Annotated in this window: 12 protein-coding genes; 6 read left to right on the top strand and 6 right to left on the bottom strand. The window is 57.3% G+C overall.

From position 1 onward, the window contains the following. The first annotated feature begins 83 nt into the window (after nt 1-83). On the top strand, nt 84-647 hold the full coding sequence (locus A3AS_RS0132485) for a hypothetical protein (protein WP_245283336.1): 564 nt from the start codon (nt 84-86) through the stop codon (nt 645-647). A gap of 19 nt (nt 648-666) precedes the next feature. Then, nucleotides 667-1026: a hypothetical protein gene (locus A3AS_RS0132480; protein WP_018321661.1), complete on the top strand. Its 360-nt coding sequence runs from the start codon at nt 667-669 to the stop codon at nt 1024-1026. A gap of 160 nt (nt 1027-1186) precedes the next feature. On the opposite strand, the gene A3AS_RS0132475 is transcribed toward A3AS_RS0132480, so the two are convergent. Next, nucleotides 1187-1483, bottom strand: a complete 297-nt coding sequence (locus A3AS_RS0132475; protein ID WP_018321660.1) for a hypothetical protein — start codon at nt 1481-1483, stop codon at nt 1187-1189. 170 nt (nt 1484-1653) lie between these two features. Between A3AS_RS0132475 and A3AS_RS0132470 the strand changes: the two genes are divergently transcribed. Then, on the top strand, nt 1654-3216 hold the full coding sequence (locus A3AS_RS0132470) for a winged helix-turn-helix domain-containing protein (RefSeq protein WP_018321659.1): 1563 nt from the start codon (nt 1654-1656) through the stop codon (nt 3214-3216). 154 nt (nt 3217-3370) lie between these two features. On the opposite strand, the gene A3AS_RS0132465 is transcribed toward A3AS_RS0132470, so the two are convergent. After that, nucleotides 3371-4951, bottom strand: a complete 1581-nt coding sequence (locus A3AS_RS0132465) for a winged helix-turn-helix domain-containing protein (protein WP_026202592.1) — start codon at nt 4949-4951, stop codon at nt 3371-3373. Between the two features lie 149 nt (nt 4952-5100). Here A3AS_RS0132465 and A3AS_RS49860 point away from each other — a divergent pair, with 149 nt between their 5' ends. The 3 genes from A3AS_RS49860 (at nt 5101) to A3AS_RS44120 (ending at nt 7672) form a co-directional block, all read left to right on the top strand. Then, entirely contained in the window at nt 5101-5337 is a 237-nt protein-coding gene (locus A3AS_RS49860) for a DUF1127 domain-containing protein (protein WP_018321657.1), read from the top strand. Between the two features lie 234 nt (nt 5338-5571). Next, complete coding sequence (locus A3AS_RS0132455; RefSeq protein ID WP_018321656.1) at nt 5572-6165, top strand: DUF6647 family protein; 594 nt, start codon at nt 5572-5574, stop codon at nt 6163-6165. 916 nt (nt 6166-7081) lie between these two features. Further along, nucleotides 7082-7672, top strand: a complete 591-nt coding sequence (locus tag A3AS_RS44120) for an NYN domain-containing protein (RefSeq protein WP_018321655.1) — start codon at nt 7082-7084, stop codon at nt 7670-7672. Between the two features lie 624 nt (nt 7673-8296). Here A3AS_RS44120 and A3AS_RS0132440 read toward each other — a convergent pair. The 4 genes from A3AS_RS0132440 to A3AS_RS0132410 all read right to left on the bottom strand — a co-directional run bounded on the left by A3AS_RS0132440 (nt 8297) and on the right by A3AS_RS0132410 (nt 12383). Continuing rightward, nucleotides 8297-9454 (bottom strand): hypothetical protein, encoded by a 1158-nt coding sequence (locus tag A3AS_RS0132440; RefSeq protein WP_157644448.1) that lies wholly within the window; start codon nt 9452-9454, stop codon nt 8297-8299. A 59-nt stretch (nt 9455-9513) separates the two neighbouring features. After that, on the bottom strand, nt 9514-10305 hold the full coding sequence (locus A3AS_RS0132435) for a hypothetical protein (protein WP_018321652.1): 792 nt from the start codon (nt 10303-10305) through the stop codon (nt 9514-9516). Nucleotides 10306-11246: 941 nt separating this feature from the next. Next, nucleotides 11247-11546, bottom strand: coding sequence for a hypothetical protein (locus tag A3AS_RS47815; RefSeq protein ID WP_157644447.1), 300 nt, complete (start codon nt 11544-11546; stop codon nt 11247-11249). Between the two features lie 132 nt (nt 11547-11678). Next, nucleotides 11679-12383, bottom strand: coding sequence for a hypothetical protein (locus A3AS_RS0132410; RefSeq protein ID WP_018321647.1), 705 nt, complete (start codon nt 12381-12383; stop codon nt 11679-11681). Nucleotides 12384-12423: the final 40 nt, after the last annotated feature.

Here is a 12423-nt window from a genome sequence, read left to right as displayed (position 1 = left end):
TGATCTGGGTCGTATGCGTTCTCGCCTCTGCGAACCGCGCTCACGCTCAATGCTCGGCGCGCGATGTGTTGCAGAGGCAGTTAGTGCTCAAGGCGGCGCCCGTTGTCCCGACGCGCATGGGTCCCGTAACGTCCGTTTCGGATGTTGCCGAATGGAAAACGATCAGCATCGGGACGTTCCCGGATACGTTCGCTCTCCTCACCGCGCTGAGTAAGATTGGTTGCGGCGTCGGTAACTCGGCTGCGGAGGCTCTTGCCCGACCTGCGTTTACGCTCAGCAGTACCAGAACGGCGGTAACACTTCTGACAGTGACCGCAGCCGATCTGGGCTTCAGCGGTGAGACGGTGCCATTGCGGCAGATTTACGAACTCGCGCAGCAACTCGGCTTCCGTCTTGCACCCCCTGAAATCGCTCCGCAGCTCAGACTTCAATATCCGGACCAGCCCGTAGGCGAGTTTCTCATCATCGGGATGAACCCGATCCGGACATGGACTGGTGAAGAGGTCATCCTGACCGTCGCAAATGGGGGAGCGGGTCTCATTCTCATCGGCCAGGATGGCCGCGCCGACGCGGAAATACCAGTGACCTCCCGCTTCGTGTTCCTGCGCTCCTTGCCCATTACGCCAGCTGCGCTAAATCGAAACTGATTTTCCGAGAGGTGATGAAATGCTGGCGACCAGAGCGATGAAGCGCTTGGCGGCTCAAATCTGCCTGCTGCTGGTGTCGACCGCGACATTTGCGCGGGATGACGGGCGCTATGCGAATTCCCCGCTAAAGCCCTGGTTCGAGAGTCTGCAAAGCGAATTCGGGAAGTGCTGTGAGGACTCCGACGCCTACGTCGTCTCCGAACCGAATTGGAAGTCCGATCACGGACAATATCGCGTTCGCATCGACGATGAATGGGTGCTCGTGCCAGACGGCGCTGTCATCAAGCAACCCAATCTTGCCGGACGGACCATGGTCTGGAAGCACTACATCGATGGACATCCTCGTGTCCGCTGTTTCATTCCGGGCAGCATGACCTGATACGTCACCACGTCTCATGCACTGCGCATGATCCAAGCTCGATGTCCCGTCCGCCATTGGGATCGGTGGCTCGGTTACGTCAAAGCAGGAGGGTTCATCTCGTTATTGTTGCGGTGCAGGCACGCGGAAACGGCCCTTCCGGACCCAGCGCTCGTGACCTCTATCGAAAGTCGGTAGGTCCAAGCTGGCCGTCCACAGTTGGCAGATATCGCAGCCATTCGCCGGATCGGATGCCCCGGGGGTCAATACCTCGGTGCGAGGCGACGTAGTCGATCTCGCCCCGCGTGGTGCCGATATCCATCATTTCTCCGTCACTTAGGTCGGACAAGGTGACGCTCAATTCTTGGCGTTCGCGGCGCTCCCGAAAGGCATCCCAACATTTCCAGATGAAGCTGGTGACATACCGGCTCGACAGGGATGTCCATTCCAGCCACGTAGTGCCGTCTGTCGTGGTCATTGCGGTGTCTCCTGAACGGCGCTTTCCACCGACCGGAGAGTGCCGCAGGATTGGCGGGGCCGCTTGACCGGCAGCTTACATTTTCCCTACCGGCGGCTTATTCTCGCGATTTTCGGCGAGGCCAGAACGCTACCCGGCTATGGGAGCCTTCATCCAACGGGATTCTCATCTTGCGCTATCTCTTTGCGGAGTACGTATTCGACACTGACCGGCGCGAGCTGCATCGCGGGGCAGAGGTCATCGCCGTCGCACCACAGGTATTTGACCTGATCGATTACCTGATCCGCAATAGGGAGCGAGTTGTCAGCAAGGATGACCTCATCAAAGCCATTTGGAACGGGCGTAGTGTATCCGATGCGGCGCTGACAACCCGCTTAAACGCCGCCCGGCTTGCAATTGGCGATTCTGGCGACGAACAGCGCTTCATCAAAACACTGCAGCGCAAGGGCTTTCGTTTCATTGGAGCTATTCGGGAAGAGAAGGAACCGACGGGCGTAGCAGTCGCCGACGATCATGTAGAAATACAAAAACCCGATCTTGCACTCCCCGACAAACCTTCGATCGCCGTGCTGCCGTTTGAAAACATGAGCGGCGACCCCGAGCAGGAATACTTTGCGGAAGGCATGGTGGAAGAAATAATCACCGCGCTTTCGCGATTCAAAAGGCTGTTCGTCATCGCTCGAAATTCAAGCTTTACATTCAAAGGGAAGGCCGTTGACGTGAAGGAGGTTGGGCGCAGGCTTGGCGTCCGGTATATCCTTGAGGGGGCTGTGCGCAAGGCGGGGGGTAAAGTCCGCATCACCGGGCAGCTGGTCGATACAACCACCGGCGCACATATTTGGGCGGATCGCTTCGACGCGGCATTAGAGGACATCTTCGATCTTCAGGACAAATTGTCCACTTTGATCGTGGGCGCCATCTCGCCAAAGCTGGAAGAGGCTGAGATCGAGCGGGCAAAGCGCAAGCCGACCGAAAGTCTTCACGCGTACGACTACTACTTGCGCGGAATGGCAAGCCTCCATCACGGGAGCAAGAAATCCGTTGCCGAAGCCTTGGAGCTCTTCAAAAGGGCGAGCCAAATTGACCCTGCCTTTGCAGCAGCCTATGCAATGGCCGCATGGTGCTACGATATCCTTTCGCCTTGGACGGCCCACGAGGATGAGGCGCGCGAAGCAGTGCGCTTGGCGCGGCGTGCGGCAAGATTGGGCACGGATGATGCGACAGCACTCAGTGCCTCGGGTTTCGTGCTGGCTTCGATTGCCGGCGACTTCGACGCTGGTGTGGCCTTGACCAGTCGGGCTCTTGTGCTCAATCCAAACCTTGTGACCGCTTGGTTTCTCGGTGGTTGGGTGCGAATGATTAATGGCGAACCCGACGTGGCGATCGAACACTTCGCACACGCCGAGCGCCTCAGTCCATTTGATCCACTCATCTGGGCCGTGCATGGCGGCATCGCCGGCGCCCATTTCTTTGCGGGCCGCTACGATCTGGCCCTGTCGGCTGCTGAACGTTGTTTGCGCGATATGCCGAATCATCTCTGGGCACTCGCCATTGTAGCAGCAAGTAGCGCCCTAACTGGAGCCATGGATCGGGCGAGAGAGGCTATAGCGCGGGCTCTTGAAATCAGTCCGGGAATGACCATTTCCGAAGTGGAGAAAAGGATGCGGCGACGTCGCTCGGAAGATATTGCGAGAATGAGAGAGGGCCTAAGAAAGGCTGGGATGCCGGAGTGACCGCGCCAACCTCCGCATCCCCGACAAAAGCAAAGCTCAGTGAGTAAGCATTTCCGTCGCTAACCTCAGCCCAGAGCACGGCGATGTCCGCTTCCGAGAGATGACCGACCAAGGGCATGCTGGCGGCCGAGGGCGGTTTGCCCCGAACCGGACATCAGCCCTCCGGTACCTCGGCGAGGTATAACCCCCTAACGAAGCGCTTGGCTCCTGCAATGAATTTCGCATCGCCCCGCACTGGAAGATTTCTGACGCGACGGATCGTAAAGCTTCGATCGATTGCAAGTCCCATCCTGGCCGCCGCTCGCGCCTCCTCTAACCTTCCAAGGAGTGCGAGGGCAGCAGCGTGCCCAAAATGCAGGTCAGGAAAGTTTTGGTTAGCTTCGATTCCCCGAGCAAACCAAGCGGCTGCGTCGGCGTCCGCTGCGATCTGCAGTTTGGCATAACCCGCCGTACTCATCCAATGGAAGGCGAAGCTATCGCGAGGGGACAGGCGCAGCGCTTCGTTTACGTAGAACTCTGTGTCTGCACCGCGACCGATATAAAAATTGGCCGTACCCATCGTCACATGAGCGTCAGCCAAATTACGATCTAAGGTCAAGGCGCGCCGGCACTCAGCCACTCCTTGAGACACCCGATTCGTACCGACGAGCACCCTGGCTAAGGTCAAATGCGCCAAGGGCTGGTCCGGTGCGAGGCGCAACGCCTTGAGCGCCAGGGCCTCCGATGCCATCAGATGTTCGTGGGGGCAGTCGGTTAAGAACAAAAGTCCAAGCGCCCCCTCGACCGAAGCCATCCAACTCATGGCATCGACATGATTGGGGTCTTTCGCCAGCGCCAATTCAAACGAGCGGCGAGCTTCCGTTAAAAACTCGGATGTCAGTCCCTTGTTACAGAAATGGCGGCCCTGGAAATAGAGATCGATGGCATCAGGACTTAGCTTTCTTGCAGCGCGCTGCGCCTCGGCCACAATGAGCTGGATGTCCAGAGTTCGCGCAATTCTGGTTACAATTTCGTCCTGCATTTCGAGAATTCCGGCGATGGGCTTATCGAAACGGTCAGCCCATAGGTGACTGCCCGTATTAGAGTCGATCAACTGAACATTCACCCGGAGGCGGTCTTCGCAACGTTGCACCGAGCCCTCAAGCGCGTAACGCACATTCAACTCGCGGCCAATTTGCCTAACATCGATCAATTTGCCCTTGTAGCTGAAAGCGGTGCTTTGACCGATAACGAATGAGCCACTAATGCGTGACAAATCTGTGGTGAGGCTGCCGGTCACACCATCAACGAAGTAGTCCTGTTCGGAATTACCACTAAGATTCGCGAAGGGCAGCACCACCATGGACAAGCGCGGCGCCGTAGACAAGCTTGACATCGTATCGCTGTGCTGAGCTGGCGAACCGAGCGGGTCAACAGTGCGTATCGGGATTTCCCGAACGGCGCCAACAAAGCGGAAGCCTTTGCGAGGCAGTGTTTTGATCAGTCGCTGTTTTTCCCCTGTGTCACCGATTGCGCTGCGAGCCCCATTCAGGCGGGTAGTAAGCGCAGCATCCGAGACGATGCGTCCATTCCAGATGGCGCTGAGTAGATCGTCCTTCGTAACGACGCGCTCCCTGTTTCGGATCAGGTAATCAAGCAGATCGAACACCTGAGGTGTGACAACAATCACGTCCGTTCCGCGGTGCAGCTCGCGCCGGTCGGTATCCAATGCGTAGTCCTCAAAGAGATAACGCAAGCTGCCATTCCTTTTCGAGGTCACCTCTGAAGCCCAGGAGCGCAAAGAATAAGCTGCCGGTAAGGAGAATGTAAGCCACCTGTTAAGCGCGCCAGCGGATGTGCTGGCAGCTTTAGCAGGGTGAAACAGGCCAACTTGGACACACCGCGATGAGCACGATCCACGGGACCACTGAGTTCGGACCGGCAACCGCAAGGCGACAGTATTACAGCCCCCTCGAAGCATATTGGGATGCGTTTTGTGAGTGGCGCAAACGAGAGAGGCTGCGAACGGAGCTGTGTTGCCTGACGGACAGCGAGCTTATGGACATTGGTATCACGCGCGGTGAGATCGACTTCGTCGCCTCGAACCCGTCCGTCGACCCAACCGGTTTTCGTTCGTCCTAGCTCGGCAATTGGCGATAGGCGTGCTCACGGTCACTACGATAGACGGTCTGTTCGTATCCCGGCGAGGTACCACCCGCGCCGCTCACCAGCATACTCGGTGACCGGCGTTGTGGCTTCTCTGGGTGTGAAAGGGTTCACAATGGCATCGGCAAGCGAATGCTATGATTCCAGCCATTCAACCGCTGATCGTATTTGACGAGGATCTCTATTCCGAACAGCCTCTAGGAGAGAGTCATGTTCAAGCAATTTCTTTTGGTCGCTGTAGTTGCCTCTCTCACGTTGGCGACATCCTCAAGAGCTCATTGCGAATATGCTTTGGAGCGCAGCGCGTCCACTGGGTCGCGTTCGGTCTTGTTTCATTCTGAAGCGGTTCAGCCTCCGGAAGACCTTTTGAATGACATTGTGGCTTGGCTCTCATCAAATTTTGACCTGCCTGCCATCAAAGATCGTCCTGCCGTTGAGTTTACATCAAGGGTGGAGCTTGCGAGGCTGCGTGCAAGAGACCTTTCTTCCTCGCAAAGCCTCATAGGAAACGATGGGCAAGCAGCCGGGCGCGAGGTTGTAGCACTCTACGACAACAATACGAGTACGATCCTGCTTCCTGACGATTGGGATGGGGCTTCGCCGACGGACCAGTCGGTCCTGGTACACGAGATGGTCCATCACCTTCAGAATCTGGGAAAGCTCAAATTTGAGTGCCTGGGGGCGCGGGAGAAGACGGCCTACCTGGCTCAGGCCAAATGGCTAGAGCGATTCGGCCTAAGCCTGGAGAAAGAGTTCGACGTGGACATGTTTACGGTGCTGATTACTTCAGCATGCTCGTATTGATCGGTGACCGGCCGATTTGGTCGCTGTTCGACCCGAAGGACCGAAAAGCCAAGATCTTGTACGAACAAAATTTCAGCGGATTTGATCGATGGCCAAACTCTTGGCGGTCCTTGCAATCATCTTGGCTATCCTCGCGATGGCGCGGGGGCAGCAGGATCAATTTGTACCGCTACCAACAGCACCACTGCCAGCCGCGCTTATTCCCTGAGTTCGCCAGGGGGGACGCGTTCACCCGACTGGGCGATGGCGCACAGGTCGGCTCATGATGCTGTGGACGGCTCCTCCACGGGCATGAGAGTGCCAAGGAGTGGGCGCCGTTTGAGGCTCCCACGATTCGGAGGAGCAGCCCATGCTGTCAATTTCGACGATCGGTCTGGAGCCGTCCGGAAGAAGCAGACCAGTTGGCACGCTAAGTGGCCGATCGGGTGCGGCCCGAGCGATGCTGGCTGCTTCCGGCTGCACCAAGCCACTGGGAGCCGCTGCCGGCACGCAGCATCATTTGGAAGAGCGCTCGATGGGCCTGGTATTTGGCCTCGGACCGCCTGCTTTCCGAGCCATGCATGATCATGTGACCGTCTGCCGTGAAAAGAAGCCACGTCCATCTTCGGCCGCGCCTTTTCAGGTGAGTCTCGAAAACAGGAAAGTGCTCGGGCATCGCCACCGCCGCTCGGTCAGAGGGACTTCCACTGACGTTTGTCTTGGCGTCTCGCCCCAGGTTCAAGCATATGTTGTGCCGTGAAGTATATCGGATTGAAACCCCCACCAGGTGGGAGTAGCCTTCGACGTGTGGGGCACGGATCCGTAAGGCGACAGCGGTCGCGTGATGCTTGTGACCGCAGCCCCGTTTGAGCCATTTCATCGACCCAAGCTTGTGCGGATGCGCGTGCCTCCGCCTCTCCTATTAAAGCAGCCCCGGATGTCTCCCGTCCCCGACAAGATCGCGCTCTTTATCGACGGCGCCAATCTGTACGCCAGGGCGAAGGCGTTAGGCTTCGATATTGACTACAAGCGTCTCCTCGGCGAATTCCAGGGTCGCGGCACGATGCTGCGCGCCTTCTACTACACCGCGGTCATCGAGGATCAGGAGTACTCGTCGATCCGTCCGCTGATCGACTGGCTGGACTACAACGGCTATACCGTCGTCACTAAGGCCACCAAGGAATTCGTCGATGCCTTTGGCCGACGCAAGATCAAGGGCAATATGGACATCGAACTCGCGGTCGATGCCATGGAGCTCGCGGGCCGCGTCGACCAGGTCGTGCTGTTCTCGGGCGACGGCGATTTCCGCTCCCTGGTCGCGGCGTTGCAGCGTCGTGGCGTCCGCGTCACCGTAGTCTCTACCATTGCCAGCCAGCCCCCGATGATCGCGGACGATCTCCGCCGCCAAGCCGACCTCTTTATCGACCTGGCCGAGCTTCGATCCCGAGTTGGTCGCACCCCTTCCGAGCGCCCTGTCGCACGCGGCACCGTGTCGGCCGCGCGGTCGTCTCCGGCCGGCCCGGTGTGAAGCCGACAGCAGCTTGCTCGCGGCGTCGGCCTTCGCTGAGTCCCGTGACCTCTTTGCCGACTTGGGGTCGTCCAGTTGATGCAGACGGACGTGGCTAACACGCGTTAGATGTGGTAACCATTAATGTGCGGCGCCGCTCAAGAGTGCCACACAAAAGCAGTTCGCCGGGCCGAAAAATCTAGCAAAATCAATGCACTCCAGGATTGCTTCCTCAGTTCAATCCTGTCTGGCATCGCCATTCCGCTCCTCCATCACACTGATAAGCTTTCAGCTATTTCCTTATCAGTCGACAACTGACTCCATTTTGTTAGTTTCCTTATCAGTCTGCAGACTTACTCCGTTTGCGACCAAAGCTTATCAGTGGAAGATCCCCTCCAGTAACGACCAAGCATATCAAGCTACAGCGCCGGCTTTAGAAGCAGCAACCATCACGCAGGGCCCAGACATCCTCCTCATAAAGGTTGTCCTGCGGTACGAGGCATACTTTCGGGAGAGGTATGAATTCGGGCGATTCCAGCAGGATATCGAAGCCGCGCTGGCTACCATGCTCTATACCGACAAGGAACAGGATGAGAAGAGACGGGTCAGGCCGCGCGGGAGCGCGGGGCAGCCGCCTGAAGCCACCTAATACTCTCGGAAGTTGGCGATATAGTCCCGATACATTTGCGCCCGCTCTTCGTCGAGGCCGAACCTGTTCCGTTGAACAATCCCTCTGATGCGATCGTCGCCGTGCATGATGCAGCTCAGGTCAGTGGCCTGCTCGTGGCGGGCCACAATAGTCTTAGCAACGTCGAGCGGCAGCTCATCATTGTAAGTGGGGTTACGCCCGAAGTTGTTGTTCGCCTGGTATAAGGCCGTGTTGTAGTCGTTCAGGACCTCCTTGATGTAAACCATGGCGAGGTCGTCGATCTCCCTTGGAGAATCCTTGCCGCCGAGGACGAGTTCAGACACGAGACGGGCGACCTTCCACGTCTCGCGCTCTCTGCCCTGGATCAACTTTTCCTTGAGAATGCCAAGGAAGTCCGGCTTGTTGTACTCAAATGGAACATGCGGCCATCCGTCGATCAGATACATATCGTACAAGCCCCGACCAAAGAGACTTCTAACGGTACCGTCTTCAAGCCAGCGCGTGATCTCAGAGCTGCTGACGGCCGCTATTCGGTGGCTCATGTACGCAAACATGATGTCGGTGATCTGGCCAAGGGAGTAGATCCCTTGCGATGCCTCCCCGAGGATGGACGTCAACATGGAGAACTCGGCCTTCGTCGCGAACATCTCCATCCATCTCGAAGAAGCTCGCCGCAAGCGAACGTCGATCGGGTGCGGCGGTTGCGTCAGCTTCCTCGCATTTTCCAGCGCCACCCGATATCTAGAAACCCAGTACCGGGTCCTGCTCGGCTCCTCCAAGAACACGTCATTGTACGAAGCCTCGACCTCCTGGGCGAACCACTCCTGTTGCTGAGCTTTGATCTTGCCCGTGCGTGCATCGTCAAGCATCTCGCCGAGGTCACGCAAGACGGGATGCGTTTTTGCCTCAAGGCCGAACAACGTTTGCAGCCGGGCCTTCTCTGCGTCACCTTCAATGATATGGGAGGCTCGCTTGAACCAGAAGATAATCGGTGCCGGATCACCAACACGAAACAGCCTTTCGCGATAATCCTCCGGCACATCCTGCGTTAGATCGTAGTGGTCCTCGTTCTCGAACTGAAGGAAGGCGCTGATATTGTAATCGGCATCCATCTCCGGGAGATACATCGAGTTGCCGGACTCGAAGATGGGCACTCCAATGGAGTCGGCCGGTGAAAACCGTAGAGCAGCCGTGACCCTCAAAGCGTCAGGGATCAAATCTGCACTCCGGCTCGGTTATAAATCCGCTCAACGCACTCGTAGATGGTCGAGTAGTGCTGATTGAGGCTCAACGGCAGCAGCCTGTAGGTCTCGATATACTTCGTGAACTTCAGCAGCGACTCCCGCACGCCTTCAGTGCGCGCGTACTCTTCAGGAATGACGACCCCCAGAAGGTCTTCTTTCCTCAGCGGGATATCTTCACCGATCTGAACCTCAATGGCCGCAGCCCGATCGTCGTAATTCTTGGTCGAACCTTCCCGATATAACTTCCCTAGCGCCAGGATCTCAGCATGGCTCATAGTGAGCAGATGCTCATCCTTGATCTTCTCTTCGTCCAATGATTTGCGGTCGACGTATCGCCTTGGCGTATCAAAGTAGAGGGAGATAAGGCGCCCGATCTGCGCCTGATCGGACCCGAGCTCAAAATTCTCCATCTCGAATGCGGTGAGATAAGCCGGCATCCGATTGCCGTCGAAGGCCCCCGTATCGAACGGGTACAGCCGCTTGATGGGTGGCGGTGTGGCAAACCTCATGACGAACACAGACGGGAGTTGCCAGGGCTGAGGGTTGAGCGAGTCCTTGCCCTTGTATGCAGCGCGGCCAACAAAAAGGTAGCAAAGTTTTTCCTTCTTGAAGACGTTGCACCGCAGTGCGAGCAGCTTTTCGTCCTCAATGATCTTGATCAGCTTGCTGGACGGCGCGCTGTGTACCCAAGGCGGAGTCTTAGGTTCCGCCAGATTGGACTGTCTGAGGAAGTCCCGTAAACGCACTTCCCGAGGTTTCATGAGCTGACCCTGAGCTGCGGCAAATCACTTCGACCAATCTATCAAAACTGGTTGAGACAGGGAGGTCCACAACGCCGCTATCCCCCCTACTCAACCGATATGTCGGGCTATCCCATGGGCTATCAACAGGACCGTGCCGAGGGGGACAAGCAGGCCGGCCAGGACGGCCAACAACATGAGAACAAACCCCCGCTCCCGGCCAAAGGCTCTAACGACGGTCTCGGATTGGGACAGGATTCCACCCATCCCGACCGCGAACCTTGCCAGGTTCGGTTCTCGCTTTTGCGTGGCTTTAGCCATGCCCGTCTCCGAAAGTGAGCCTCCGGGATATTCCCGGCACGTACCGTACGACCATTCCCCGGCCGTCAACCGCTAACAACGCACCACGACTAACCCCACAGGGTTTGCAGTCTGGAAAAACCTCTTTGACACTTCATTCAACACCAATGGTTATTTCATCAAACCGCAACGCACCAGTAACGAAGCGCGCCGGAAAGCGCGCTTTTACAACGTGGATTCAACGACTTACGACCTATCCAGCCGTAGGCTGGCGTAAGCTACCAATTTCCTCGTCCAAATCTTGGAGAAGTCGTCCGAAAACGCGGAATTCCTATCCGAGCCCGCGTCAACCGCACGGAATCATTTATGAGCTGGCGAGGAAGAACTGCCTCCCTCGCCTGCCCGATTGGTCCCGGCAGCTCGAACACTCGTGATGCAGCTCCGCGTGTTTGGCATCCAGGAAGCGCTTCTCGCCTGTGGTGTCCCTGCGGACCCGCTGGACGAGAAGCAGATCGATCCCGAACGCCGTGAACCACTTCGCGCGCCTCGTCAGGTAGCGCGCATGGTCTAGGCCGCGCGCATCTTCCCTTGCAACACGTACTTGCAGGCGCGAGCCTTGGTCTGGCTGGTGAACGGACCGCCGATCTCCGTGAACTGACCCTTCAACTTCTTCTTGCCGCCGTCGCCTTTATATTCGAGGACGGTCTTGGCGCCGCCATTGAGGATGCGAGCGAGGCCCCGACGATGCGCAGACGCACCACTCGGAAGGCTGACTTGCCTTTCTCCGTTACGTTGACGACGTACCAACTTGTGGCGTTGGACTTCATAGGGTTGGTTTCCTTCTTGGTTGGTTTTGGGTGATGTTCACCGTTGCGGGCGTTGAACCTGTTTGCTGGGCGTTTACGACCTGCAGATGTTTTCGTAGGTTTGCTTGCCAGAATCGCCCGACGCAATGCGTCCATGACGCTCGCCGCGATCCTTCTCCTGCTTCGCCTCCAAATATTTGACGACGCCCTTGTGTTTTGCTTCGTTGACCGTCGCGGGCTGTTTGCATGGATGAATGGTGAGCCGACGAGAGAATCCCGTCTCCGCCATCAAAGCGTGTGCAGGACTTCCCGCTTCTCGAAGGTCCGATCGCTCCGGTAGAAGCTCTCGTAGGATTTATCGTCCCCGTAAAACATTGAGTGAATCCCGTACTCGTTAGTGTCTTTGAACCAAAACCCTTCCACCGATTCCGCGATGTCGTAAAGCTTGTAGACCGCGATCTCTGCCGACTCGTAGAGCTGGCTGCCGTCAGCTAGCTGAAAGTCGGTCAACTTACCGCCCCGTGAGGCGTTGAACTCCCTCACCGCCTGCTTCATCCGCTCTTTGAACTTTGCGTCCTTCACCTTCAGCACGTAGCCGTAGAGATGGTCTTCCTCTTTCTTGCTGAGCATCGGCATCTGCATGCGCCATTCCTCTGACGCCGCACGCTGCAGCGAGTGGAATCTCACCAGGTTGAAGAAGTGCTCCTCAAGATCGTCCTCGCTATAGCGTTCCAGGGTCTCCCGATACAAAACATAAGGGCGCGTTCCGATGAAGTCGAAGTTCTCGTACACGGGGTATCGCTCGGTGAGGTTGAGGAGTTGGGCCTCTCGCAGCTTTGCGTCCGCGGCAAACAGCTTTTCCTGCTCTGCCAGCGCCCGGCTATAGATGCTGCAATAGCGATCCGGGTTTAACTCGATGAGGTAGTTGGACAGCTCGCGAGCATATGCGTGGATGAGATTGCTGCGGTCGATAGCCGATGCCCGCGATGACACGGAGGTGTCCTGCGGCGCAGGCTTGCCTTAAGACGATACC

Origin of the sequence: Bradyrhizobium sp. WSM2793 (assembly GCF_000379585.1) — a bacterium.
In the GTDB taxonomy this organism is placed as follows: domain Bacteria; phylum Pseudomonadota; class Alphaproteobacteria; order Rhizobiales; family Xanthobacteraceae; genus Bradyrhizobium.
This window is presented reverse-complemented; position numbering and strand designations above follow the sequence as displayed.

Excerpts from the sequence above, each read along its gene's own strand:
- A3AS_RS0132480 (WP_018321661.1), top strand. The coding sequence starts at position 667 with ATGCTGGCGACCAGAGCGATGAAGCGCTTGGCGGCTCAAATCTGCCTG.
- A3AS_RS0132475 (WP_018321660.1), bottom strand. The coding sequence starts at position 1,483 with ATGACCACGACAGACGGCACTACGTGGCTGGAATGGACATCCCTGTCG.
- A3AS_RS49860 (WP_018321657.1), top strand. The coding sequence starts at position 5,101 with ATGAGCACGATCCACGGGACCACTGAGTTCGGACCGGCAACCGCAAGG.
- A3AS_RS0132455 (WP_018321656.1), top strand. The coding sequence starts at position 5,572 with ATGTTCAAGCAATTTCTTTTGGTCGCTGTAGTTGCCTCTCTCACGTTG.
- A3AS_RS44120 (WP_018321655.1), top strand. The coding sequence starts at position 7,082 with ATGTCTCCCGTCCCCGACAAGATCGCGCTCTTTATCGACGGCGCCAAT.
- A3AS_RS0132435 (WP_018321652.1), bottom strand. The coding sequence starts at position 10,305 with ATGAAACCTCGGGAAGTGCGTTTACGGGACTTCCTCAGACAGTCCAAT.
- A3AS_RS47815 (WP_157644447.1), bottom strand. The coding sequence starts at position 11,546 with ATGGACGCATTGCGTCGGGCGATTCTGGCAAGCAAACCTACGAAAACA.